General features: G+C 59.9%; 27 protein-coding genes and 2 pseudogenes. 11 read left to right on the forward strand and 18 right to left on the reverse strand.

What is annotated here, in order from left to right; translation table 11 throughout:
- Nucleotides 1-36 precede the first annotated feature (36 nt).
- Nucleotides 37-477, reverse strand: a complete 441-nt coding sequence (locus tag P6U30_RS06130) for a hypothetical protein (protein WP_407168597.1) — start codon at nucleotides 475-477, stop codon at nucleotides 37-39.
- A 44-nt stretch (nucleotides 478-521) separates the two neighbouring features.
- On the opposite strand from P6U30_RS06130, the gene P6U30_RS06135 reads away from it, so the two are divergent.
- The gene (locus P6U30_RS06135) at nucleotides 522-767 is read left to right on the forward strand and encodes a hypothetical protein (RefSeq protein WP_407168598.1); all 246 of its coding nucleotides are present in this window, start codon (nucleotides 522-524) and stop codon (nucleotides 765-767) included.
- A 20-nt stretch (nucleotides 768-787) separates the two neighbouring features.
- Here P6U30_RS06135 and P6U30_RS06140 read toward each other — a convergent pair whose 3' ends face one another.
- The 6 genes from P6U30_RS06140 to P6U30_RS06165 all read right to left on the reverse strand — a co-directional run bounded on the left by P6U30_RS06140 (nucleotide 788) and on the right by P6U30_RS06165 (nucleotide 7,583).
- Nucleotides 788-1,030, reverse strand: a complete 243-nt coding sequence (locus tag P6U30_RS06140; RefSeq protein ID WP_407168599.1) for a hypothetical protein — start codon at nucleotides 1,028-1,030, stop codon at nucleotides 788-790.
- A 2,121-nt stretch (nucleotides 1,031-3,151) separates the two neighbouring features.
- The gene (locus P6U30_RS06145; protein WP_407168600.1) at nucleotides 3,152-3,598 is read right to left on the reverse strand and encodes an amidase family protein; all 447 of its coding nucleotides are present in this window, start codon (nucleotides 3,596-3,598) and stop codon (nucleotides 3,152-3,154) included.
- A 3-nt stretch (nucleotides 3,599-3,601) separates the two neighbouring features.
- Nucleotides 3,602-3,799, reverse strand: a complete 198-nt coding sequence (locus tag P6U30_RS06150; protein ID WP_407168601.1) for a hypothetical protein — start codon at nucleotides 3,797-3,799, stop codon at nucleotides 3,602-3,604.
- Nucleotides 3,800-4,382: 583 nt separating this feature from the next.
- A complete protein-coding gene (locus tag P6U30_RS06155) occupies nucleotides 4,383-4,592 on the reverse strand; it encodes a hypothetical protein (protein WP_407150528.1) in 210 nt (69 codons plus the stop codon).
- A gap of 387 nt (nucleotides 4,593-4,979) precedes the next feature.
- On the reverse strand, nucleotides 4,980-5,147 hold the full coding sequence (locus P6U30_RS06160) for a DUF2934 domain-containing protein (RefSeq protein ID WP_407150529.1): 168 nt from the start codon (nucleotides 5,145-5,147) through the stop codon (nucleotides 4,980-4,982).
- 294 nt (nucleotides 5,148-5,441) lie between these two features.
- Nucleotides 5,442-7,583: an autotransporter domain-containing protein gene (locus P6U30_RS06165; RefSeq protein WP_407168602.1), complete on the reverse strand. Its 2,142-nt coding sequence runs from the start codon at nucleotides 7,581-7,583 to the stop codon at nucleotides 5,442-5,444.
- Nucleotides 7,584-7,626: 43 nt separating this feature from the next.
- Here P6U30_RS06165 and P6U30_RS06170 point away from each other — a divergent pair, with 43 nt between their 5' ends.
- The gene (locus P6U30_RS06170) at nucleotides 7,627-8,037 is read left to right on the forward strand and encodes a hypothetical protein (RefSeq protein ID WP_407168603.1); all 411 of its coding nucleotides are present in this window, start codon (nucleotides 7,627-7,629) and stop codon (nucleotides 8,035-8,037) included.
- A gap of 940 nt (nucleotides 8,038-8,977) precedes the next feature.
- The gene (locus P6U30_RS06175) at nucleotides 8,978-9,154 is read left to right on the forward strand and encodes a hypothetical protein (protein WP_407150532.1); all 177 of its coding nucleotides are present in this window, start codon (nucleotides 8,978-8,980) and stop codon (nucleotides 9,152-9,154) included.
- 9 nt (nucleotides 9,155-9,163) lie between these two features.
- Here P6U30_RS06175 and P6U30_RS06180 read toward each other — a convergent pair whose 3' ends face one another.
- The 3 genes and pseudogenes from P6U30_RS06180 to P6U30_RS06190 form a co-directional block, all read right to left on the reverse strand.
- Nucleotides 9,164-9,454 (reverse strand): hypothetical protein, encoded by a 291-nt coding sequence (locus P6U30_RS06180; protein ID WP_407168604.1) that lies wholly within the window; start codon nucleotides 9,452-9,454, stop codon nucleotides 9,164-9,166.
- A 185-nt stretch (nucleotides 9,455-9,639) separates the two neighbouring features.
- Nucleotides 9,640-9,792 (reverse strand): annotated as a pseudogene (locus P6U30_RS06185) (hypothetical protein); the annotation flags it as partial.
- Complete coding sequence (locus P6U30_RS06190; RefSeq protein WP_407168605.1) at nucleotides 9,725-10,051, reverse strand: phage portal protein; 327 nt, start codon at nucleotides 10,049-10,051, stop codon at nucleotides 9,725-9,727. The pseudogene P6U30_RS06185 and the gene P6U30_RS06190, both read right to left, overlap by 68 nt.
- 309 nt (nucleotides 10,052-10,360) lie before the next feature.
- Between P6U30_RS06190 and P6U30_RS06195 the strand changes: the two genes are divergently transcribed.
- Together P6U30_RS06195 and P6U30_RS06200 are read left to right on the forward strand one after the other, a co-directional pair.
- Nucleotides 10,361-10,711, forward strand: a complete 351-nt coding sequence (locus P6U30_RS06195) for a DUF6876 family protein (RefSeq protein WP_407168606.1) — start codon at nucleotides 10,361-10,363, stop codon at nucleotides 10,709-10,711.
- 29 nt (nucleotides 10,712-10,740) lie between these two features.
- Nucleotides 10,741-10,995, forward strand: coding sequence for a hypothetical protein (locus tag P6U30_RS06200; protein WP_407168607.1), 255 nt, complete (start codon nucleotides 10,741-10,743; stop codon nucleotides 10,993-10,995).
- 67 nt (nucleotides 10,996-11,062) lie between these two features.
- On the opposite strand, the gene P6U30_RS06205 is transcribed toward P6U30_RS06200, so the two are convergent.
- The 3 genes from P6U30_RS06205 to P6U30_RS06215 form a co-directional block, all read right to left on the reverse strand.
- Nucleotides 11,063-12,988, reverse strand: coding sequence for a potassium transporter Kup (locus P6U30_RS06205; RefSeq protein WP_407168608.1), 1,926 nt, complete (start codon nucleotides 12,986-12,988; stop codon nucleotides 11,063-11,065).
- 60 nt (nucleotides 12,989-13,048) lie between these two features.
- On the reverse strand, nucleotides 13,049-13,435 hold the full coding sequence (locus P6U30_RS06210; RefSeq protein WP_407168609.1) for a hypothetical protein: 387 nt from the start codon (nucleotides 13,433-13,435) through the stop codon (nucleotides 13,049-13,051).
- A 310-nt stretch (nucleotides 13,436-13,745) separates the two neighbouring features.
- Entirely contained in the window at nucleotides 13,746-14,483 is a 738-nt protein-coding gene (locus P6U30_RS06215; RefSeq protein WP_407168610.1) for a hypothetical protein, read from the reverse strand.
- Between the two features lie 408 nt (nucleotides 14,484-14,891).
- Between P6U30_RS06215 and P6U30_RS06220 the strand changes: the two genes are divergently transcribed.
- A complete protein-coding gene (locus P6U30_RS06220) occupies nucleotides 14,892-15,065 on the forward strand; it encodes a hypothetical protein (RefSeq protein WP_407150538.1) in 174 nt (57 codons plus the stop codon).
- A 545-nt stretch (nucleotides 15,066-15,610) separates the two neighbouring features.
- Here P6U30_RS06220 and P6U30_RS06225 read toward each other — a convergent pair.
- Nucleotides 15,611-15,928, reverse strand: a complete 318-nt coding sequence (locus P6U30_RS06225) for a hypothetical protein (RefSeq protein ID WP_407150539.1) — start codon at nucleotides 15,926-15,928, stop codon at nucleotides 15,611-15,613.
- Complete coding sequence (locus tag P6U30_RS06230; protein ID WP_407150540.1) at nucleotides 15,889-16,230, reverse strand: ParB/Srx family N-terminal domain-containing protein; 342 nt, start codon at nucleotides 16,228-16,230, stop codon at nucleotides 15,889-15,891. Before P6U30_RS06230 ends, P6U30_RS06225 begins: the two co-directional genes overlap by 40 nt.
- A gap of 148 nt (nucleotides 16,231-16,378) precedes the next feature.
- Between P6U30_RS06230 and P6U30_RS06235 the strand changes: the two genes are divergently transcribed.
- The 3 genes from P6U30_RS06235 (at nucleotide 16,379) to P6U30_RS06245 (ending at nucleotide 18,123) form a co-directional block, all read left to right on the forward strand.
- Nucleotides 16,379-17,071 carry a winged helix-turn-helix transcriptional regulator gene (locus P6U30_RS06235; protein ID WP_407168611.1) on the forward strand — a complete coding sequence of 231 codons (693 nt, stop codon included), beginning with the start codon at nucleotides 16,379-16,381 and terminating at the stop codon, nucleotides 17,069-17,071.
- 106 nt (nucleotides 17,072-17,177) lie between these two features.
- Entirely contained in the window at nucleotides 17,178-17,624 is a 447-nt protein-coding gene (locus P6U30_RS06240; RefSeq protein WP_407168612.1) for a YybH family protein, read from the forward strand.
- Between the two features lie 226 nt (nucleotides 17,625-17,850).
- The gene (locus P6U30_RS06245; protein ID WP_407168613.1) at nucleotides 17,851-18,123 is read left to right on the forward strand and encodes a hypothetical protein; all 273 of its coding nucleotides are present in this window, start codon (nucleotides 17,851-17,853) and stop codon (nucleotides 18,121-18,123) included.
- On the opposite strand, the pseudogene P6U30_RS06250 reads toward P6U30_RS06245, so the two are convergent.
- Nucleotides 18,072-18,317: pseudogene (locus P6U30_RS06250) on the reverse strand (class I SAM-dependent methyltransferase); the annotation flags it as partial. The gene P6U30_RS06245 and the pseudogene P6U30_RS06250 overlap by 52 nt on opposite strands.
- Between P6U30_RS06250 and P6U30_RS06255 the strand changes: the two are divergent.
- On the forward strand, nucleotides 18,294-18,623 hold the full coding sequence (locus P6U30_RS06255) for a hypothetical protein (protein WP_407170678.1): 330 nt from the start codon (nucleotides 18,294-18,296) through the stop codon (nucleotides 18,621-18,623). The pseudogene P6U30_RS06250 and the gene P6U30_RS06255 sit on opposite strands and share 24 nt — an antisense overlap.
- 326 nt (nucleotides 18,624-18,949) lie before the next feature.
- On the opposite strand, the gene P6U30_RS06260 is transcribed toward P6U30_RS06255, so the two are convergent.
- Entirely contained in the window at nucleotides 18,950-19,444 is a 495-nt protein-coding gene (locus tag P6U30_RS06260; RefSeq protein ID WP_407150544.1) for an Hsp20/alpha crystallin family protein, read from the reverse strand.
- Nucleotides 19,445-19,526: 82 nt separating this feature from the next.
- On the reverse strand, nucleotides 19,527-19,982 hold the full coding sequence (locus tag P6U30_RS06265) for an Hsp20 family protein (protein WP_407150545.1): 456 nt from the start codon (nucleotides 19,980-19,982) through the stop codon (nucleotides 19,527-19,529).
- Nucleotides 19,983-20,845: 863 nt separating this feature from the next.
- On the opposite strand from P6U30_RS06265, the gene rpoH reads away from it, so the two are divergent.
- The gene (gene rpoH, locus P6U30_RS06270; RefSeq protein WP_407168614.1) at nucleotides 20,846-21,856 is read left to right on the forward strand and encodes an RNA polymerase sigma factor RpoH; all 1,011 of its coding nucleotides are present in this window, start codon (nucleotides 20,846-20,848) and stop codon (nucleotides 21,854-21,856) included.
- Nucleotides 21,857-22,169 lie beyond the last annotated feature (313 nt).

Genomic DNA, 22,169 nt, shown 5'->3' on the forward strand with positions numbered 1-22,169 from the left:
AACCACCCGAGGATGGAAATGTTTCGGGGGGACGCCTCACCGCATTTCGAGCTCGAGGATCGCAAGAGCTGAAATCTCGGCGGCATCTTTGATGCCGGTCTGCGCAATCTTGATGATCTTCTTTGCGATCATTTCCGTGAGTGGGTCATCGCGGTCTTTGACGCATAGCTTGTGCAACGCTTGCTCGTAAGCCTTCGTCACGAGGCTGGCCTGTTTCGGTGCCATGGCGTCCGTATGCAAGTGCAGGTAGATCGACATTTGCTTGCCTCTAGCCCGGTTCCAAGGGAACTTTAGCACGGGAACTGCTGTCATGCGAAAAATCGGCAGGCGTTTGTTTCGCCATTGGCGGTTCCCGGTGATCACTTTCCAAACGGTCGCGGGAGAGGCGGCCACGGCCTTTGCGTTCGGTGTTTCGCGGCATTCTTCGGGGCGATGCGCAGCATCTACCAACCGAGGCGCCTTGCTCTGCTCACTCACTGGCGCTAACGCTAGCTCTTGGGTTGGTGGGAGTTGAATATACGGTGAGCAAGGCCCGCGAGTTTATCGAGTTCTGGATTAAGAACAGCATTCACCCTGTCGAGCAATATCGGACTGTCGGCGCGTCGCAGGATGTGGCCGAGTTGACCCGCCGTCTTGTCGTGGCCGCCAAGGAGCAGGGTTTCTCGGAGGCCGACTTGCAAACTGAGATCGGCGACATCTCCGACTACGTCGGAGACCGGCTTAAGGCAGCAAACAAGGCTGAGAGCGAACGGCGTAAGCTTTCCTAGGCGCGTACAATGCAGGCGCCCTACTTTGTCAATCTGTACACATCGCCGGGCTTGAGGTTGAGTCCCTCGAGCATTCGTCGCTGCTTGTCCGTCAATTCCATGTCCAAAATCTCCGCTGTCCAGCCTTCCGGGACGGCGGTGAGCACCAGCGTCAAAGCCTGACTTGGCTTAGCTAATGCGATCCAAATTTGTGGCCGGTCCAGCGAAGCATCGTCCGCCGCTACTACAACGACAGTAAAGGAGTTGCCGAAGGACTCTCCCATGGTCGTTCAATGCACTGGCGGGCTGGCTTGTTTCGATCTATGGGCCTGGGGTTGTACGATAAATCGAGCCTATTGTTCGAAGAACCGGCCGGTAGGCAAGGTACTTGGGGCCTGCCCTCGGTACTGAAGCCGAGTTAGCGTATCGCCTTCCGCCTAACTCCTCATTCCACCGAAGTAAGTAATTGCTTGGGAGGTCAATGATGCTCATTGCAGACCGGTTTGACAGGCGGACCTTCGCCAATATGGACGTTGCGCTGGAAAGGCCTGTCAGCATCTTCCGAAGGGTGCCGATGACCATAAGGCTCGCCGGTCCATAGCTTGCCGGATTATCAAACGCGCCGAGGGCGACGATTGGACCCTTGGCGGCCAACGGATGCCGGGCGAGCGGTCGCCTCAGAGCGTCGAGCAATGCTGCCTAGCCGTGAATTTCTTGCTTGTTGCTGGAACGGTCTTAGCCGGCCCGAAACCGCAGGGTAGAAGTTTCGCCACATTTCCCCGGTCTGCATGATCGAGTGTTCAATATGGAATGGGATGCCCATGCGCAAATTGCTTCTTGGAATAGCGCTCGCCCTGCCGATCGCCTTCATGACTTCGCCGGTGTCGGCCTTCCCGCGATCGCCTGCTCATCTGCCTGCGCTGGGCACCACGAACAGCACTGACTTAATCCAAGTAAGAGGTGGTCACGGCTGGGGGCATGGCGGCTGGGGTCATGGACACGGTTATCGACCATTTGGCTGGAGTCGCGGTCGCAAGGTTGGCTGGCGCGGACGTGGATGCCCGCCCGGTCTCTGGAAGCAGGGCCGGTGCTGATCCAAAGGACCGAGTTCGTGACGGGTTGCTAATTGAAAGTTGGTGACCCGTTTCGGCTAGTGAGCCATGAGGACAGCCGCAATGCTGAACGCGAACACGCACGCGGCGGCCAAACTCATGAGAGTGATTGCGACGGACCTAGGCATAGCGGATCAAGTCGGCCAATTCGCTGCTTGAATTCTCCGATCAGGCGATCGCCGTCACATAGTTTAATGTGACAGTCGGCGAACGCTTTGGCGCGCTCCCTGTCTGCTTGCTCGTCATGACAGAGCAAGTCTAAGCGAGTGACAATGCAGTCATTGGCACCGAGAATGTATGCCGTGTAATTGTGCGCGCTCGCGACGGCGCACCAAGGTTCCGACAATCAACGGTTTTTGGAACCCTTAGTTCCGGCTGTACTACGGAAGAGGCGCTGGCCTTTGGGCGCTGGCCGAACGGCGGCCCGCGATCGCTGGGGCGAAGGGATGAGCCTGAGGAACGGGTTCGGGTTTTGGCGGGCGAGCCCAAGGCCGGGTCGGTCTCAGTGCCTCTTTCCACCCGGAATGGTTATCAACTCTACCCAGTTCGCATCACGGACGGTCACTTCACGGCCGGTGCTCTCAGCGATCCGTCGTGCGACGGCGAAGGTCGGCAACTTCCAGAGCAACGAACGCGCGCGTATCCGTAGATACGCCAGCGCCTGTAAGTATCATGGAACACATATCGATCTCTTTCGGTTCGGCGGGCATCAAGCACGATCTAACGTCGGACCGGTCACTGGATTTCCAGTTCCTTGATCGCCTGCACCGAAATCTCTGCCGGTCTTTGATAGTTTGGGAACGACCCTCACCAGCCAATGGCTTCGGCCTTATCTTGGGGACGGTGAAAGCTCACGGGCGTGTTGACGTTCCCTGCCGCACGGTCCCGATTTCTCCAGTTCGGCGATCCGGAGGATATGAAGGCCGCGCTTGCGCAAGTGGACTTCTCCGATGTCGCTGCAATTACTGTGGCTCAGACCCTGCTACTGAAAACTGCGACTGGGTTGGTGAATCTGGCATTGCAGGGAGGGGTAAGGATAAGGGCTCTTCTTCTTGCTCAAGACAGCGCTGCTCTCTCGGCAATCAACGTCGCCGTCGCTGAAGGCGTGGATCAGCTGTTCCGAAACGGGGACCGCTTCCGGGTCCCCATGCCTGCCATTCTTGGAAGCGGGGTAAAGCCGCGACAGTAATAGATCCGATCTGTTTCCGATGGAGCAACGTGATGCCGGTCGCTTGGCATAGCATTTCGTTGGGTCGATCGTGGAGACTTACAACGATCCATGCGGCGAGGCGGCTACCCCAACAGAGGAGGCCGGTTGGCGCGGCCCAACGTTGCCTCAAGCGACAAGCCGACGGACAGCAGCTCCCGGTCCTGTCCGCTCAATGCGTCAAATTCCAATCCGACAGGCAGACCACTGGGGGTCTCACCGGCTGGCAGAACCAAGCTAGACATGCTTGCACAGCCTCCCAAGGCGATGTTGCGCCCGATCGCGACTCGGAACGGAATCTTTTGTCCGCCGACCTCGGTTTCAATTCCGTCAGACAGCTTCGGTGGGAGACCCATGATCACGGGATGTGCAAGCATCAGAATATTGTGTTGGCTGTACCAATCGCGGACGGTAGCCTTCAGTTGATCGCGCCTGGCCAGCGCTGCCTCATAAGCCTCACGACTGGGTCTGCTCGGTGGCAGCGCTCGAGTCTCGATGTATGTTTTCATCGAAGGGCCGACTTGCGCAAACATTGCCTAGAAGGTCAGGCCGGTCCCCTGCTCCTGCAAGTACCTCGCGATCCCCCGGGCCAGTTCGCTGACCAGGATCGTCCCTCCAATGTCCGTAGCCGCTCGCACAACATCGGGGGTGGCGACCTCCACCAGCGTCGCGCCGGCCTCATGGAGCTTGCCGAATGCTTCAGTGTCTGAGGAGATGATCGTACGACAGGCCAATTCTGACACCACGCAAAGGCGTCGCGGTCGGCGTCGTGTCGTCGCCGGTCAGGACGCGATCGAACAGAGATCCACGACCGCACGCGCCAGCGGACCGACCTGATCAAACTTGTTGTCAGTTAGCGCCGCCGCTATCGTCGCGGTGTTCGATATCAAAGCGGCATGGGAACGAAGGCAGTTACAACGGCGAACCCTGGATCAAGGCCGCACCGAATTAACGCTGTGAGCTCGCTACCTGGCGCTCGGTGCGTCGAAATCATGTTGCGTCGAGCCACTGCGGAGGTGCCTAAGTACTCGCGACGCTAGGCGAGCGCCATGTATGGATGCGCGCGCCATGGGATGAAGCCAAAGCAGCTACAAGGTCCTAGAGTTTCGCGGGCCGAAGCCGAGGGCGCGGAGTAACATTCCATTAACGACCCACGATCACCATTACCCCGTCCAACCAGCGGGGTCTCAGGCATGGTGAAAGTTGTGCTGTTCATCCTGGCGAGTGCTTCGCTCTACGGCCTGATCGGCGTGCTCTTTCGCGATGCGGCAGATAAAGTGATGAAAGTCATCGACTAGCATGAGCACGCCCCACCCCTCAGCACTTTCCCGTCAGGACGTAGCGGACGGTGCGCCCAACGAGCAAGATCGGCGGAGCACCTGCGATGGCAATGGCAGCGCACAGACGTAAATCATCAGGGGATGGCGAGTACTGTTGAACCCGCGGCAAGACAAGAAACAGCGCCAGCCAGCCGATGGCACCTGCGATAGACGCCCAATAGACGATGTCGCCGAAACGGTTGAGCATGGCGGTTGAAGCCCTCGCAGCGTGTAGCGAGGTCCGCCCCGCGTCTAACGACTTGGCAGATGAAATAGGGCTTAGTAAGGCAGAGGCTCGGGAACTGGTGGCGTATTCGGTGGGACTGTCGTCGTACCGACGTAAAAAACGCGCCACAGTTGCTCGCAGCGTCCCGAGTGTCCCCTTCTAGTCTAGAGCCATCCGGACACGCGTTGGCTATGACCTACGGTTCTGTGCCGCTGTGATGGCGTTGCCCGCGGCACACTCCGACCACGGGTATCTTCGCCGCTCCCTGGAGCACCACGGTTGGACGCGATCGGGCGCGCGCCATCGTCTCAGGCCTCACGGATCCGATGCTGATTTGGACCGAGTGCCGCCGCGGTGTAACCCCCAGGCTTATGAGCTGCGGCGCGTCTCATGGACTCCCGACGCCGCCCGCTCGCGTAGCAGCTCTTTCTCGGCTTCGTACCAGAAGTAGTCCATTTTGGTGTCGGCGGGTTCGCCTGCAGCCTGCCAGAGCGCATAGGCCCGGCTTCGGATGTCTTGCTCGGTCAAGTTACGCATAACCTTTTCCCCGACCTTCTCGAATGAGAAACCCGTTGCTCCCTCCGACGCGGACTTGGAACGGGCCAAGTCGCTGTGTTCATCATACCCCTTAGCCCCAACCTATTGATAATTTGCATAGTTGGTCGGGCTCCGGTTGGAATGGCTCGCAAATACCTCTTCGGCGCTCGGGTCCGACACCTCGCCGAGCCGGCCGTCGAGGCGCTCCGGAATGCACATCATCTACACGAACTCGAAATGGCGCCCGCTGCGTGCTCGAACCATTGAGCAGTCGTTGCCGAAATAAACTTGGCCTTACCATTGATAGCTGACGGTGCCCTTGCCGGCCAGGCTGGTGCTGAGATCGGAAAACTCGCCCTCAAAGGTTCCGGCAACCGACCAACCGTTGACCCATTTCATCTCGACGGAGGCCGTGGCGAGCGCGGCGTCGGGCGCCAGCGTCGCGCCGCGGACCAGGAAGCTCGCCTGCGGAAGCGCCTGGAAAGTCGCAGCGGCGCTGCGTCCAGTGTCGAAATTGTGCACCCATGCGGCGCGCCCCCGCAACGTCAGGAGCGCACCGTCAAGCGCGAACGATTTGTCGGTGCGCACGCCGAGTTCAGACAGACTCGCCGTTTCGCTGCGGGATGCATAGTTCAAGGCGAACATGTTGTCTCCGGCAAGCACGCCTTCGGCATAGGACGGCAGATCAAGCGTCACGAACTGCCCAGCCGCGTAGGGTGTGAGCCCGGCGAAAGGCGTCGCAAACCGGTACCCGCCTTCGAGGCGACCGGAGAACGCGTTGGCCTGAAAGGTGCCACGCAGGCGATCACTGCCGGCGAGCGCCAGCGTGCGATCAGTCGTGACGTCCTGCCAGCCGTAGGCGAGCGCCGCTGACAGATAGGCGGCGCCGATGCGGTGATAGGCGTACACACCCGCCTGGAACAGATCGGAGCGCCCGCTGCCGAGACCATTGGCAAGGCCGAAGCCCGTGCCGCCGCCAGCCATCGCGAAGCCGAGCAGAGTGCCCGGCGATAGCCGATAATCCGCGCCGACGGCACCGCCATAGATGCGGTCGGTGAGGGTGTGCGATCCGATGATGTCGTTGCCGCTGGTACTGCGCCCGCCGCCGAAGGCGGCCGCCCAGACACTCCAGCGTTGATCGAACGAGGCGGCCGCCGCCGCGCCGGGAAGCGCCGCGAACGCGTCGCGCGCGCCGCCCAATTTGTCCGGCGTCACCGGTCCATAGGCCAAAGCTGCACGGCCGTCGAGCGACGACCATCCGGTGCGGCCGGCCACCGATGGATCGGTCATCGTCGTCATGAATAGCCCCATGGCGTCGAACGTGGTCTGCTGGATGCCGGTGGCGAGTTCGCCCGACGCGAGCGTGAGGCCCGCGGGCGTCAAGCCGCCGACCGCCAGCGGAATGACGCCGGCGGCACTGAAGCCGTTCGACAGCCCATTGGCCACGCTCTGCTGGTTGATGTTCATGCCGCCGGCATAGGTGAGCTTGAGATCGAGGTAGACGTTGTTGGGGTCGTAGCTCAGCGACGGATTGAAGCTCGCCGGCAGGTTGGTGTTGACCAGTCCGCCGAAGGTGCCTTGGACGCCACCGGCGGCGTTGAGCAGCGTGTAGCGGGTCTTCACGTAGTCGCTGCCTGGATAGACCGCGACGACAACGGTCGCGCCGGCGGGCGTCGCCGTGCCGCTGACATTGACGCGATCGGAGGTGACGGAATTGAGTTCGGCGAGATAGGTCGCGGCCGCGGTGAACGTCAGGCTGCCCTGCACGGTGAGCGTGCCGACGGAGTTGCCCGGCGACAGCGTGCCGCCATCGATCAGGGTCTGGCCAACGATACCGTTGCCACCGAGCGTGCCGCCCGCATGCGCGGTGGTGAGCGAGGACGCTGCGATCGAACCGTTCACGGACAAGCGCCCGGCATAGATGTCGGTCGGGCCGGTGTAGCTGGAGGTGCCGTTGAGCCAGGTGGTGCCCGAGCCGATCTGCTGCACCGACCCGACGCCGGAGATTGCGCCCGCGAATACGGAAGTATCGGCCCGGTAGAAGGCGAGGATGCCGCTGTTGGCAACGTTGCCGGCGAGCGTTCCGGAGGCAAAGCCGTTACCGACGATGAGTTCACCGGCCGAAATCGTGGTGCCGCCGGTGAAGGTGTTGTTGCCGGCCAGGACGGTGGTGCCCGACCCGATCTGTGCGAGCGCGCCTGCGCCGCTGATGCTGCCGGCGAAGATCACGGTGTTAGCGCGATCGAACGCCAGCGTGCCCTGATCCTGGACATTGCCGAGGATCGATCCGGAGGTGCCGCCATTGCCGAGTTGCAGCGTGCCGGCGGCGATCAGCGTGCCGCCGCCGTACGTGCTGGTGCCGGATGCATTGGAAAATGCATCGGTGCTCGCCGCGGGCCTTCCTGCCGAGGTTCGAACCGCGATTCGTACCAACATCCGCGACTATGTAACGAGCGTGATCAGGGTCGATTGGCCCGAAATGGCGAAGGGCGGCACTCTTGAGGATCCGGTATTCAACACATCGGAAAGCATTCTGGTCACCCTGATCGAATTCCTTTCCCACCAGCCGACCTCGCTCGATCAGCAGCCAATATTCTCGGCGCTCCTGAACCAGGTTCTTGTGGCTCGCAATGCACGCATCGCGCGTATCGCCGCATCGAATGCCGGCATTACCTGGGCGCAATGGATCGCGATGGTCATCATATCGACATCGGCGCTGACGGCGATCGCCATCTGCAATACACATTCGCTGCGCATGCAGGTGACAGCCACGCACCTATATGTGCTGGTAGCGTCCGCCGCTTACTTCGTGATTCTGGCACACGACCGGCCGTTTATCGGCTCGATCTCAATCAAGCCGCTTGCCTTCCAGAGTCTCATCGCGAACTAGAACCGTTTTTTGAGCGAAGTGGGCTCGCGGTCATCACATTCTCCTTGCGCTCAGCTCGTCATGATTGCCGTCGACCGTTCGGGGTGATTAATGGGACGGGCTTATCCGTATGTCGCAACGAGTCGTGCCCCAGACGACGAGCACGATCCTGCGGCTCGGGACAGCCGCACGTCGTTTCGTGACAAGGCCAGTCCAAACCTTCGCGGAGCGGTTTCGCCGTCAGATGATTCTCGATCTATTCCAATTCCACCCAGCCGAAGCTGCTGCGATGTTGGACAAGGGTAACGCCAGGGGGTGCTCATGCTCAGCCTGTCACGATCCGAAGGCGCGAAGCTGCAGGCTTCAGCCATCGGTCCCTTTTTCCAACATCATACATCCGGCATCGAAGCGCGCGGCGGATCGGATGAGGAGCTATCAATGCCGTTAGCCGTCTGCGCCGCAAAGCATCAAGGGCGATAAGCATCTTCGGGAGGTGGTCAACCGGCCATCAAGGCGAATAACGACAAGATCGCCGAAACGTCGTGTGGCCGGATGGAGAGTAACCGCATAATCGCGGAGGACGATGCTTAGGGCGCGTCATCGCGCTTTCGGTTTCCGAATATCGAGTATGCCTTGTTCAGGAAACACTCACGATTTTCCCCATCGCGGCTTCGGCTTACTGGTCAATCGCCATCGTCTTGCGCGGAGACGGCAACGCGTGGCGTGGCGCCGCGGTCCAGCGTCTCACGCAATGACATCGCACCAAATCGTAGTTCAGCGTGGAAAAGCGTGGAATGGTGCCAGGGAGGGAATCATACGCAATCACCGACACGAAGAACCGCTGTTTGTCCTTCGTATGGTGGCGTGAACGCTTGGACGGGGGGAGCTTCGGTACATCGCGAAACCCGCAATGGCGTGAGCCGCTTTGCCATTGGCAGCCTAACTAGCCGGGAAGCACCTTATGCCCGCCGGAACCCGCTGGATTGACGTTCGCCACAGCGCCCATCGCCTTCAACTCGTCGTCGAAATCTTTTGCCGACAGGGCATCGTCATTCCAGAACGACTTGCCGATCTCGTCATAGATCAGGGTTTCGCCGGTTGTCGTCCAGCTTTCGCATCGAAAACCAACGGCGCATGATCGTTTCTCCTAGGCTGCCTCAGCGTCATCGTCAGATAAGTTCCCTTGCGCGTCCGCTTGCTCTTGAGGATCGGATGCATTCGGATCGGTCTGCATTGCGGATGCGGTCTGGATCTTGACCTCAAGCCCAAGGCGTTTCTCGCGCTTCTTGTCGGCCGCGATCTGCTCGTCGGTTTCCTCGGGGTCGTAGCCTTCCGCCTCGATGACATCGCTGCGCGACTTGAACCCGGAATCCACCGCCAGCTTTTCGGCTTGGCGATCCTTGAGCGGTCGACCCACTCGAAGCGCGGCGCAATCCATTTCGCGCTCGAGAGCGCGTGGAAATCGCCCGCGAAGCCCGGCAGTGAGATCGTGCCGGCGAGCGCCGCGTCGTTCATCCAGCGTTGCCAGACCGGCCGGCAGAACTGAAAGACCATGACACTATGCTGCAATTGCTCCAGCCGGCGGCGATATTCGACGATCACGCCGCGCAGTGACGAATAGGACGCGCGCCGGGTATCACTGGTCCCTAGCATGTAGGGCACGCCCAGCACCGAAAACGTCGCAAGCTGATTGCGATACTGGAAAGCTTCATAGGCGCCGCCGACATCGGCCGGTTCGGAGAACGTGATCTGCTCGCCCGGCCGCAGCGCTTGGATCGTGCCGGTTCAAGCGGCGCGATCCCGATCGAGCCGCTGTCCGAATTATCCGCGTCGGTGGCATGGGGCAGAATGTCCTCGGGGCGCCGACGAGGTGATGAACGCGGCGAACATCGGCCAGCTTTTTGCGATCAAGCTCGGCGTCGTCGTATTGATCGAGGAAGTACAGCTTGACGAGCGCGGGCGTCACTAACGAAACGTCCCGGACTTGGCCGAGGCGCGTGGGACGGAAAATATGGAGGACCTGGTTGGCGGGCACCCGGACCTGTTCGGTCGTGAAGCCGGCCCCCGGCCGGCCCCGCCATCGGCCGCCGATCCGGGCGCCAGGGGTGCGTTTTTCCCGCCCGCCTGACCGGAGGGCCCTAGCCTTCCCCCACCAGTGGCGCCCCTACGGCCGTTTCCGGACATCCGTACCCTTTGATCTTTCGCCATTATTCGCCCCGGAATTGGACAAGAAGGATCTTCCAACCACCGACCAGTGGCCTAGTTCTGGGCCACTTCCCCGGGTTTTGGCCCCCTTTCCGGGCCGGCCGATGAGGGAAGCGAAAAAAGAAAAAACGTATGTGAAATGACGAAGCTGACCCCGGGGGACCTCGCCACCGGCACGGCCGAATGGTATCGGGACGGCCTCAATCGGCACATGCTCTACACCGACGGCGTGCCGTATCTCGCCGAGAAGGACGGCGCGTATTGGCTGCTCGATAAGATCGCTTGTCTGCAACTCGAACCGAAGATTGGGGCCGAGGAATTTCAGGTTTGGCGATTGCAGGTCATGGATAACCGCAGCGCGCGCCTCGTTTGCGATGACGGCAACGCCACCGATGCGGTCCTGCATTCCGAGGACATCGATTTCACCGATTTCCCGCTCGACGACATCGCCATCTGGGGCAATGTCATCCTTCTGCCGAGCGAGCACTGATCATGACATTTGCCGCTGGGGATGCCCGCATGACGTTTGACGCGATCGAGTCCCGTGCCATTGCAGCCATCCGGAGCGCTGACCATTTCACCGCGTCTCTGTTTATCGGACGCGGTCAATATCGGATCGAGAAGCGCTATGCCGTACTGGCAGCCGCCCGCGGCCTTGAATATGATTCGCGCGCCCATACCCGGCGCGCGCTCATTTACGCAATTGCGCCCGACGGCCATGCCACGCCGCTGACCGCCGCGCTCATCGTTTCCCTCAAAAGGATGTCCGTTTAGCGACCACCAGGCAACATAATAGCTGGCGCTTTCTAACGAACGCGATGGGCGAAGGGGAAGTCGGCGCCTAGATCGCCACCTGCGCGCCAATCTCCACAACGCGTTCGGTCGGAATCCCAAAATAGTTGGTTGCGTCACTGGCTCCCGATGCGAGAGCAATGAATAGCCGATCTTGCCAGTGCGGCATTTCCGAGCTGGCGGCGATCCTGAGCGAGCGCCGTGACAGATAGAACGACGTCGACATGATCTCGAACTGCCATCCCGCCTTGCGGGCGATGGCAAGCGCCTGCGGGATATTCGGTACATCCATGAACCCGAACCGCAGCATGAGCTGCAGAAATCTGTCCCCAAGACGCTCAAGGCGAACGCGCTCCTCCGGCGAAACATGCGGTCGCTGGGCATATTCGACCGTCAGCACAACATTCCGGTCGTGTAGCACCTTGTTGTGCTTGAGATTGTGCACAAGCGCAGTCGGTGCATGCTTCGGATCGCCGGTGAGAAAGACAGCTGTACCTGATGCGCGAGGCGGCGGCGAGCGCTCGAGCATCTTCACCAGCGTATCCAACGGTGTTTGAAGCCTCGCGGTCTTTGCCGCCAGAACCGCCGTACCGCGACGCCAAGTATACATGATTGTCACCATGGCGGTCCCGAGCATCAGCGGCATCCAGCCGCCTTCCAGTACCTTCAGGAGGTTGGCGCCAAGGAAGGTGAGATCCAACATCAGGAAGGGCGCGACCAATGCCGCGGCCGCCACGGACGACCAATTCCATACCTTCCAAATCACGACAAAGGCGAGCATCGCCGTCACGACCATGGTGCCGGTGACGGCGATGCCATAAGCGGAGGCCAGGGCGTTCGACGAGCGAAACACGAAGACGAGCACCAGAACACCAACCAGCAGGAATCCGTTTACGCGCGGCATGTAGATCTGTCCGACGAGGGCCTCGGAGGTGTGCATGATCTCCAGGCGCGGCAGTAGGCCCAGCTGGATGGCCTGTTGGGTCACGGAATAGGCGCCCGTAATGACGGCCTGGCTGGCGATGACGGTCGCACCGGTGGCGAGCACTACCATCGGTATCAACGCCCATTGCGGGTAGAGCCGAAAGAACGGATTCTCGATCGCGGCCGGATCAGCCAGAATCAGAGCGCCCTGGCCGAAATAATTGATCGTCAGTGCCGGCAAGGCGACGAACAGCCATGCAGTCCGGATCGGCCCGCGACCGAAATGGCCCAGGTCGGCATAGAGCGCCTCTGAGCCCGTTACGACCAGGAATACCGCACCCAAGGTCAGCAGCCCGACCATGCCGTGCTCGAGAAGGAAGCGCACGCCGTGAAGGGGATTGAACGCGAGCAACACCGACGGATTCTGCGCGATGTGCCACACGCCCGCGAGCGCGAGTGCGATGAACCACACCAGCGTGATCGGGCCGAAGAACGCGGCAACCCGCGCGGTTCCACGGGACTGCACCGAAAACAGGCCGAGCAGAATCGCGGCCGTTACCGGGACCACGTAAGGTTCAAACGCCGGCGTGATGATCTTGATGCCCTCGATAGCCGATAGCACAGAGAGCGAGGGGGTGATGATCGCATCGCCATAGAACAGGCCGCCACTGATGATGCCTAACAGTACGATGATCGGTGCTCGCTCGCCCATGGCCTTGTTGGCGAGCGCCATCAAGGCGAGCGTCCCGCCCTCACCATGGTTGTCGGCGCGCAGAAGAATGACGACGTACTTTAGAGTGACAACCAGCAGCAGGGCCCAGAAAATCAACGAAAGGATTCCCAGCACGGCTTCGTGGCTCGCCGGCTTTCCGGGGCCGACCGCCGCCAGCACCGATTCATGCACCGCATAGAGCGGACTCGTTCCGATGTCGCCATAGACGACGCCGATGGCGCCAAGGGTTAAGCCCCAGAAGCCGGCATGTTGCCGACTATCGACAGTTTGCGAGGCTTGAATCGGGCCTGCAGCTTGATCGACATCATTCGCTGGCATGTTCTTTCAAGTACCTCTGTTGCGATGCATGCAGGAGGCGTCGAACCGATGCATGAAAATTTACCTGAAGTTATCGCAGCAAAATGGGTCTGCTGTTACAGGCCGTGCCTCCGGCACGGATGGTGTGCTAATCGGCTCACTCGACGCGAGAAGCCACTTTGCCTCTACTAAAGACAACAGAATCGCAACTGCAATGGTTTCATGCCGTCCTTCGGTCGGCTCGTCGAACTCAATCGGAACATCGGGATGGCGGGACAGCGAACAGAGCCGCTCACCGTCATCGTAAACCAGTCGGCGACGCTGCCACATCGGCAGCTCCAACTCGATCAGCGAGAGCGTCGCCTCCGTCCAAGCCTCCGCAAGGATCAGGCGATCGAAAACCTCGGTCCTGCCTGCTCTCGTCAGGCTTGAGACGCGCGTGCAGGCACCTGCAACAATCCTGGACATCAGATTCGCCGTGAGACCGGCGTCACGCGAAGCTTACCGGCTACCCGATCCAACCTTTCCGTGTCGTCGCTTCTGGTTGACAACATACACACCATCGATTGAATGCGACTGCGTCTGAAGGATGGCTGCAGAGGCATAGGGAAACCAGAGTTATCGGGGGCTTCGGATATAGGAATCCCATAAAGAACTTGCCCGCTGGTATAAAAGTCGTCCTCCGCTACCCGCAGACGCTACAAGCGTAAGTGGTCACGATCAGGAAGGCTCGGACCGCGGTCTCGTCTTCCGAAAATCCGACACGTCGGTCAAACTCTCAAACTGGAGCGTGGCGGTCGCCGCTGCCGCGCCGCTGTGCCGATTGGTCGTCGGCCATCGCCTGCTTGCCACGCGCAATTCCGCGATGCATGCCCGCGCCGCGCCGATCGATTTCCGCATACGGGATTTCTTGCGGCACGAACCGCGCACGCGCTTCGAGATTGAGAAAATAGATACACCGCATCTGGTAGCCGTCGAGCGGCGTGCCCTGGCCCGACCATGATCCGCCAGTCTTGGCGAAATGCGCAACGCGGTTCTTGCCGGTGACTTGCGTCATCTTGTGCGTCACCGAGCCATCGGGCAATCGCAGCAGGCTTTTGTTCAACTTGAGCCCCGTAAGCGTGACGCCGGACGCGCGATAGATCGTCGCGCCGCCGCACTGACATCCATCGGCGAACGAGATCACCCATTCGATGTGCGGATAATGCTTTTTGATCATCCGCAGCGCGATCGAGAGTGCGCGGCTTTCGGAATTGCGCGGTAGCGCTGCTGAGAACGCCAGCCGGTTCAATTCGAGAAAACCGTTCCATGCGGTATCGCGCACCAGCCCGAGGATGTTCGACTTATCCATCGACGGGCCAAACGTCATCGCGCCTTCAGGCCGCCCGCCGATAAAGACGCCCACCGCAAGGAACGCATTGTTGATGGTCTTGTGGCTGTAATGCAGCCGTGTGATCAGCGCGTCGGCGTCCTTCTTTGCGATCGGCGCAAGGCGGATTTGTTTAGCCTGTCCCATGGTTAGTCACCGAGTTTCGGAAGCGCATGATCCGAGGCTCCGGTTCGGCTGTCGGGGCGGTACATCAACCCAAAACGGCCCACCACCGAGGCGCCAATGCTCTGAATTCACTTCCGCTTTTGGCGCAAGGCCGATATTGCCGGGCTTGCCGCTGGTGCGACCCGTCAAGAATGACCCATCCCGGGCTGCCTCCTTTCCGCAAGGCGCAGTCGAGCGTAACTTAAGCGGTCGACCTTCAATAGAAGGAGACGACCATGTGGCAGCCGGACGGTTGGGGACAAACGCATTGGCGTTCTCACACCCCATGCAGACATCGTTCCGGAAACGGAATTTAGCGCACTCGCTCCTGATGGAATTTCGATCCACGCCGCGCGTGTGCCTTTTGGTGGCTACAAGCCGGGCAGAACGATGGATCCGACCATTGCCGATAACCCGGTACGCGCTTTTGCGGACCCGCCTGCGGTGGATGACGCCGCGGAGATGCTTGCAATGGCCCCATTGAATGCAATTGTTTTTGGCTTCACCAGCAGCAGTTATGTCCGGGGCGCAGGCGATGACGCAGTGCTCAAATCTCGTTTGTAAGCTCGCACGCGAGGTATCCCAGTCATTATCCCGTGCGCGGCGGCGATCACCGCACTAGCTGCACTCACCGTGACGCGGGTTGCACTAATCAGCCCGTCTTGGTTCTCGGCCGAAATGGATCAGCAGGCGTCCGCTACTTCGAGAGCCAGGGGGTCGAAGTCGTTTACAGCGGAGTTGCAGGTTTGCCATCGGACCAGCAAGCTATTCAGCCAGGGGAGCTCTACAATTGGGTGCGCTCGAACGTACCCTCGAGTGCCGAAAGCGTTTTCATTGGTGGCAACTGCTTTCGTGCAACTGGCGTGATCAAGGCGCTTGAGATCGCCCTGTTCTGACTGCGAACCAAGTCGCGTTTTGGTGTGCTCTGCGCCGATCCGGCACGCGAGCGTCAGTTACCAGCTACGGCCGGATATTCGAGTTTGGCCTACAACCTTCATAACGTTGGTGTTTCTTCCATAATGTTTGAGTTTCTTCGTGACTTCCAACTCTGGCCCACCGCGTCATTTCGCTGCGCTGCGGTATTTGGTCGGCGTCGGGGATAGCGGACATCAAGCAAGCCGCACCAAGCAAACTCGATTGACGCGCACTAGAAATTCGGCGCAGATCGCGGCGAGCGCATTGCCTTGCGGCGATCGATTGGGATTATTCGGCTCACATGGTTTGGTCGCCCCGGCTATCGCGCGCTCGACGGTCCCGAATTGATCCCCATACAGGATGAATGTCATATCGCGGAATGGCGACCGATCGCCGTCCGGCAATTCGGGCATCTGCTCTAACTCGCCGACCTCCACCGATAGCTTTGAAAGCTCGTCCTCGGTGATGCCGATCAGCGCGATCTCGAAACCGCCCTCCACGAGGTCGGCCAATTCGAGCCTCTGTCATCCCAATCACTGGCATCGGTCAGGCGATTGTTGGCGATGACGTAAGCGCGCTTCTGCTGATCGGTCCAACCGCGCACAACGATGACCGGGACATCCGTCATTCCGAGCAATTTGCCGGCGGCTAGGCGGCCGTGGCCGGCGAGAACCATGCCGTCCTCGGCCGCGAGGATCGGCATCGTCCAGCCCCATTGCCGGATCGACGCCGCAATCTGCTCGATTCGCTCGGGCGAATGCCGGCGCGAATTGCGCTCATAGGGCCGTAAACGGTCAATGGGCCATGTTTCCACGGCCGGCTTGCTAGGGTCATTGCATCCATGGTTTGCCGCTCGTATAGGCCGTTTACGAACCGCAAGAAAGCCTCGATATTGGCACGCCCTGGGAATAGTCCAGAAACTGGACTACTTTGGTGGCCCTCGTGACGCTAAAGTTATGGTCATGAAAGGCTATGGATCATTTTGCCCCGTAGCCAAAGCTGCGGAAATTCTCAAGGAGCGGTGGACGCCGCTTGTGCTCCGCGAGCTGTTGCTCGGGTCCCGCCACTTCAACCAGCTTCGCCGCGGCATCCCCCAGATATCGCCGACCCTCCTCTCCAAGCGCCTGCAAACGCTAGAAGAGGCCGGGCTAATCTTACGCCGATCAGCCGATAATGGGCATTCGGAGTACCATCCAACCCAAGCGGCCAAAGAAGCCTGGCCAATTATCGATGCATTGGGCTATTGGGGCCACAGGTGGGCGCGCAGCCAGCTCACGCCGAACGAACTCCACGCGGGCCGGCTGATGTGGAATATGCGCCGTTCGTTCGAACTAAAGCACATTCCATGCAACTTCGTGCTGTACATCGAGATTGCGGACGCTCGGCCGAAGCGCTGGTGGTTTGTTGTGAACAAGGAAGAAGCCGATCTCTGCTGGGATGATCCCGGCTTCGTGGTCGATATCAGCGTCTGCTCGAGTCTGCTGACGCTTGTGCAGATTTTCACAGGCGAGCTGCCGCTGCGACGGGCGCGTGAGCTTGGCAAAATCGAGATCGACGGTCCTAAGCATCTTGTGAACAGCATGCCCAGTTGGTTCCCACGCAGCAAATATGCCAATGAGGCGCCTGCAGTAGCAGATCCAGTCTCAGCTAGCTGACGACATTCTCTCCGGTCCACTTTTTGAACTAGCGGCCCAGCTTCCCTCAGCGGTAGCGTTTGCGAATTCGCTCATGCGCCAAGCATCTCAGCTAAAGGAGGCAAAGATGAGCCGCCACTCTCTTCTTTCATACGCCGTGCTGCTGATCTTTACCTGTGCCTGCGTTGGTCATGCAGGGGCAGACCCGCTTGCCGACGAACTTTCCTCGGCGGCTGCCAAATGGGATGCCGCCATCAACAACGCGGACTTCGATGCCCTATTACCATTGTATACCGCTGACGCCAGATTGATGCCCCCTGGCGCGCAGCCTGTCACGGGCCCTTTGGCAATCCGTAATTTCTTTGCTGGGCGGGGAAGAAGCGTAAGAGATCACAAAGTTGAGCTGGTCGATGTGTTGCCCATCGGGACCTACGCTTATACCGCCTCCCATTTCACGGCCACGCTAGTGGTAAATGAAAAGGCGGCGCCAATTTCTGGCAGCACCGTGAGACTACTTGAACGCCAACCCGACGGACAGTGGAAGATAAAGTCTCATATCTTCGTTAAGGAATAAATTCGGCTTACGGTGCAGGCGGAAAGCGCCCCAGCGCGAGCGGGGCCACTCGGCCGCGCAAATGATTGACCCCGCCCTACCTCGCGCTGGTGGTCCGACCAAGTTAAACGGGGTGACATTTTCACCAACGATGCATTGCAGTTTCGTGACACCGACTCGCTGTCCACAGCGCCCAGGCCCGTTCTCGATCTGGACCGGCAATCTCGATCTGGGCTGAGAGGAAGAAATGTCCACCTACCTCCGCTCGCAGATCGATGCCATGGCGCCGAACGATGCCAACCTTATTGCTAAGGCCTACGAGCAAACGTTGCGCATGCTCTCCGTCAAGGACGGCGACGATCCCCTGACGGAATTGATCGCAAAAGCCGTTATCTTATCAAGGTCGATCTTATCAAGGTCGCGCAAACCGGTGCTGATCGCCACGCGGCCGCCGGGACGAAGCACTCGACGCATTTCCGCCAAAGCGCGGTCCGGCTCGGGTACATGGAGGACGCCATAGCCGCAAATGACGGCATCGAACCTATCATTGGGATATGGCAAATCTTGCGCGTCCCCCTGGCGACAATCGACCGAAGGAGCGTTCCGGCGGGCGGCGGCGACCATGGCCTCTGAAAAATCGACAGATGATACCTTCGCACCGCGCTCCGTAGCAGCCAGCGCGAGCACGCCGTGTCCCGTGCAGACATCGAGCACGTCACATCCGCGAATGACCCCAGCTGCATCGAGCGTGACATCAACCGACTGCGCCGTCAGCGGACCAAAGACAGCTTCGTTCCCATCCTTGTTGGACTGTGGCCGGCAGACGAGGAGGTGCTTCAAAACGACAGGACGAAGGCGGAGGTCGGCGCCGACTACTACGTCACTTCGCTCCGAGAGGCTGTTGATGCATGCGTGGAAGAAGCGGAGAAAGGCACGAAGGCGCGTCCTCGCCTGGTGCATCCGACGCCTTCCTCGGCCGACAAAGAGATGACAAGGACTGACGAACCTGAGATCTACTGATAATGGGCAGCACGATCGAGCGCCGATCCGTTCGTCAGGGTCGAGCCTAGCCAATCACCTGGCTCTTCGCCTGTCCAGGCTTCGCCTCACTCTGCTCGACCGGTTCAAGATGGTGGACACTCTCGCCAGAATCCGACAGCTACGCTCCAGTATCTCCAATGATATCAAGAGAACGAGTCGATGGTCTTCAGCTTTGCCGCCCGATATGGGTCTTAGGTCCCCTGAGAATGGTTTGACCGTGGACAAGAAACGTCGATCCAGCTTTGCCGGTGCAGCGGAGCTCGACCGGGTGGAGAGCGGGAGCGAAATGCGCTCCCGCCCTGTTCTTATTTCCCGTTGATAGCGATGCGTTTCACTTTCGACTGAGCCTCTGGAAGCTTCGGCATCGTTACGGTCAGTACCCCGTTCTTGAACGCGGCGGACACCTTGTCCTGGTCCACATTGTCGATCGGTATGCGCCGTTCGAAGCGACCGTAGTAGCGTTCGCTGAATCGTCGATCCTTGTCTTCCGTTTCGGTCTTCTTCTCGCCTTTGATAGACAGTAGGCCGTTAGCAAGCTCGACCTCAACGTCTTTCTCCTCGAGGCCCGGCAAATCCGCCGCAACCTTTATGTCCTTGTCGGTTTCGCTGACCTCGATGTTTGGCCAGCCCATCGACCGCTCAAGGAATTCGCCAAAGGGCGCGTGATCGAAGCCCCGAAAGACGTCGTCGAACAGACGATTCATCTCACGATGCAGGGCCAGAAATGGGTTCACGTCTCCGCCGCGTTGCGCCGGAACGTTCCGACCGCGGCCCCAGGGAATGAGATCAGTCATGGCCATGATTTTCCTCCTTGTATTCGACAATCGCCCGCGTCGCGGCGCTAACCGCCGCGGGTCGAACCCCACCCGTGACAGCAGACGCTCAGGCCGCTTGCTTGTGCTCAAGCTGCCGGTTGTCGTTGCCGACGTTGATGGGGATCTGGCGTGGTTTCATCGCCTCCGGAACCTCACGCACAAGATCAATCTTGAGCATACCATTCTTAAACGAGGCGCCCTTCACCTGCACGTAGTCCGCGATGTTAAAGACCCGCCGGAAGGGACGTGCAGAGATGCCCCGATACAGGTACTGATGCGCGCCCCTATCCGCTTTTCGGCCTTCGACCGTCAACACGTTCTGCTCTGCAGTGATGGTGACCTCGTCGGGCGTGAAGCCAGCCAATGCCAGCGAGATCTGATAGTGGTCCTCACCGGCCCGCTCGACGTCGTGAGGTGGGTAGTTGCCGCCGTTCGTCCATCGGACCGAATCCTCGATGAGGTCAGCCAGGCGATCGAACCCGACTGTCGACCGCCACGGGGTAGCAAGATCAAAGATGGTCATAGCCACATCCTCCTTTCGAGCAACATGGTTACGAGCGCACGGACACCGTGTCCGGCGCTCCGGGGAGCCGGACCCTTAAAGGCGCCCGGCGCAGGGCGGCGTGCCGCGCCTGCACCCTTCGAATTAGAAGTGGGCTGCTGTTTTTCAAGAGGTTTTCCTGTCGTCGCACGCAAACCCATCTTCTTGCCGCGCACTGAATCGCGGACGGCGCGACCGCCTGCAGCCGGCAGATGATGGATCACCGGAGGTCCAGCGCGAGCTGCCTTACTTGAGAGGCCGGCATGCGGTGCGCTACTCGAAATCCCCGAGACAGGGCGCTGCCCGCGTTGCGGAAGCGCCGAGCTCAATCCCGTCGATGACTTGGTGGACGCCCGCCCTGCAGCACGCATTCGATCGAAAGGCAGACGTGCGTTCATTCGCGATCCAGAGTGCCGACAAGCCTTAGCCGCGATGGACCCCTCGTTCGGCCTGCTTCGATACTGATTTCGGTGGACACACGGTCGGAACAATTTTGCTGAACTGGAGTTCTGTGATCGCCTTTTTGCCATCGGACGCCTGAAGGGGTCCATCGATGCAGGAAGGCATTCTCTCGTACCAACCCAACTTGCTCTTGAAGGATTTGGCTATGGGACGTATTTCCGCCTTTGTCCGGCGATTCAGCCGGAGGTTCGATCATCTCATGAATTCACTCGACCAGCGGTCGAGTCGTCTCCGCTTTTCCGCGCGATGCTTTGCGAGAGTCTACCTGAAGCAGGTTCCGCAATTGCGGAGCAGGCTGAGGTCTCTCGCTAGCAAGGTTGCCAGGGCGGCGACCATCTCTCGGTAAGCTTTCGCGCACGTGAGTGAAGGAAGGAGCGACCGCCATGGCGACCATCACGGCACTGCCATCCCTCTCCGAGGGAGGGCTTTCCCGCTATCTTGTCGAGGTTCGGAAATTCCCACTTCTCACCGCATCCGAAGAGGTCAGCTACGCAAGGCGTTGGCGTGAGCACGGCGACCGCGAGGCTGCATACCGTCTTGTCACGAGTCATCTTCGGCTGGCAGCCAAGGTTGCGATGGGGTATCGCCGATACGGCCTGCCAATCGCCGACCTCATTTCGGAAGCCAATCTTGGTTTGATGCAGGCCGTTAAGCGCTTTGAGCCGGAGAGGGGCTTTCGGCTGGCCACCTATGCGATGTGGTGGATCAAGGCATCGGTCCAGGAATACGTTTTGAGGTCGTGGTCGCTCGTGAAGATGGGGACCACAGCTGCCCAAAAGAAACTATTCTTCAATCTTCGCACGCTCAGGAGCAGACTATCCGCCTTTCAGGAAACGGATTTGGGCGTCGATCAGATAAGCTACGTCGCGGCGCAACTGAAGGTTACTCCCCCGGAGGTGGTCGAGATGGATCGGCGGCTCCGCGGCGATATCTCACTTAACGTTCCCATCAGCGATGAGGAGACCACGGAGGACTGGCAAGACCGGCTGGTCGATCCTTCACCTGATCCCGAACGCCAGCTGATGGACATGGATGACTACGGGCGACGAGAGGCGGCTCTCTCGGAGGCACTTGAGCTATTGTCGGGGCGCGAACGAGAAATCCTCGAAGCTCGGATGCTCGCGGACGAGCCGAAGACGCTGGACGAACTGGCGCGGCAGTTTCGTATTTCGCGCGAACGAATCCGGCAGATCGAGCAACGTGCGTTTCAGCGAGTGAGGAACGCAGTGCGCGCCCGGGTCGCGAGCTCTTCTCATGTCGCGGCGGTCTCGGCCAAAACAGCCTCCTCTGAAACAGTGGATTCCAGCGGCAAAAAAAGGCGTGGCTCTATCGACATTGTCGTGGGAGGTCACCATCATGTTCACGGAAGCGATCTTGGGCATCATGCTCGCTAACATCCTGATCGTGGCAACCACTGCCGTTCATTGCTGCGCAGCGCTCATTGGCTAGAGACGGAAAAAGCTCGTGGGCATCACCGTTGGAGGACAGACAGCCCTTACCGCCTACGCGACCTGCTCGTCGTTGAAGTCAGATCGAAATGCGCCGCATACATCGGCATCGGATCTCTCGGCGGCAGGCCGCCAAAAGCGCGCATGGTGGGGAGCTGTTAAGGCACGCCGTCATGCAAGCGCAAGCGGAAGCCGCGGTGCTTGAGACGAAGTAAAGCTAAACCGATGAAATCTGCACCAGGTGCGTGCTTGAGACGAA

Source organism: Bradyrhizobium sp. ORS 111, from assembly GCF_045571485.1.
Taxonomy (GTDB): Bacteria; Pseudomonadota; Alphaproteobacteria; order Rhizobiales; family Xanthobacteraceae; genus Bradyrhizobium.

Excerpts from the sequence above, each read along its gene's own strand:
- P6U30_RS06235 (WP_407168611.1), top strand. The coding sequence starts at position 16,379 with ATGAAAGGCTATGGATCATTTTGCCCCGTAGCCAAAGCTGCGGAAATT.
- rpoH (WP_407168614.1), top strand. The coding sequence starts at position 20,846 with ATGGCGACCATCACGGCACTGCCATCCCTCTCCGAGGGAGGGCTTTCC.
- P6U30_RS06210 (WP_407168609.1), bottom strand. The coding sequence starts at position 13,435 with ATGTCCAGGATTGTTGCAGGTGCCTGCACGCGCGTCTCAAGCCTGACG.
- P6U30_RS06160 (WP_407150529.1), bottom strand. The coding sequence starts at position 5,147 with ATGCGTAACTTGACCGAGCAAGACATCCGAAGCCGGGCCTATGCGCTC.
- P6U30_RS06260 (WP_407150544.1), bottom strand. The coding sequence starts at position 19,444 with ATGGCCATGACTGATCTCATTCCCTGGGGCCGCGGTCGGAACGTTCCG.
- P6U30_RS06180 (WP_407168604.1), bottom strand. The coding sequence starts at position 9,454 with ATGGATTGCGCCGCGCTTCGAGTGGGTCGACCGCTCAAGGATCGCCAA.
- P6U30_RS06220 (WP_407150538.1), top strand. The coding sequence starts at position 14,892 with ATGGATCCGACCATTGCCGATAACCCGGTACGCGCTTTTGCGGACCCG.
- P6U30_RS06245 (WP_407168613.1), top strand. The coding sequence starts at position 17,851 with ATGTCCACCTACCTCCGCTCGCAGATCGATGCCATGGCGCCGAACGAT.
- P6U30_RS06200 (WP_407168607.1), top strand. The coding sequence starts at position 10,741 with ATGACGTTTGACGCGATCGAGTCCCGTGCCATTGCAGCCATCCGGAGC.
- P6U30_RS06195 (WP_407168606.1), top strand. The coding sequence starts at position 10,361 with ATGACGAAGCTGACCCCGGGGGACCTCGCCACCGGCACGGCCGAATGG.
- P6U30_RS06145 (WP_407168600.1), bottom strand. The coding sequence starts at position 3,598 with ATGTTTGCGCAAGTCGGCCCTTCGATGAAAACATACATCGAGACTCGA.
- P6U30_RS06205 (WP_407168608.1), bottom strand. The coding sequence starts at position 12,988 with ATGCCAGCGAATGATGTCGATCAAGCTGCAGGCCCGATTCAAGCCTCG.
- P6U30_RS06140 (WP_407168599.1), bottom strand. The coding sequence starts at position 1,030 with ATGGGAGAGTCCTTCGGCAACTCCTTTACTGTCGTTGTAGTAGCGGCG.
- P6U30_RS06165 (WP_407168602.1), bottom strand. The coding sequence starts at position 7,583 with ATGTTGGTACGAATCGCGGTTCGAACCTCGGCAGGAAGGCCCGCGGCG.
- P6U30_RS06265 (WP_407150545.1), bottom strand. The coding sequence starts at position 19,982 with ATGACCATCTTTGATCTTGCTACCCCGTGGCGGTCGACAGTCGGGTTC.
- P6U30_RS06215 (WP_407168610.1), bottom strand. The coding sequence starts at position 14,483 with ATGGGACAGGCTAAACAAATCCGCCTTGCGCCGATCGCAAAGAAGGAC.
- P6U30_RS06155 (WP_407150528.1), bottom strand. The coding sequence starts at position 4,592 with ATGCTCAACCGTTTCGGCGACATCGTCTATTGGGCGTCTATCGCAGGT.
- P6U30_RS06170 (WP_407168603.1), top strand. The coding sequence starts at position 7,627 with ATGGCGAAGGGCGGCACTCTTGAGGATCCGGTATTCAACACATCGGAA.
- P6U30_RS06175 (WP_407150532.1), top strand. The coding sequence starts at position 8,978 with ATGCCCGCCGGAACCCGCTGGATTGACGTTCGCCACAGCGCCCATCGC.
- P6U30_RS06240 (WP_407168612.1), top strand. The coding sequence starts at position 17,178 with ATGAGCCGCCACTCTCTTCTTTCATACGCCGTGCTGCTGATCTTTACC.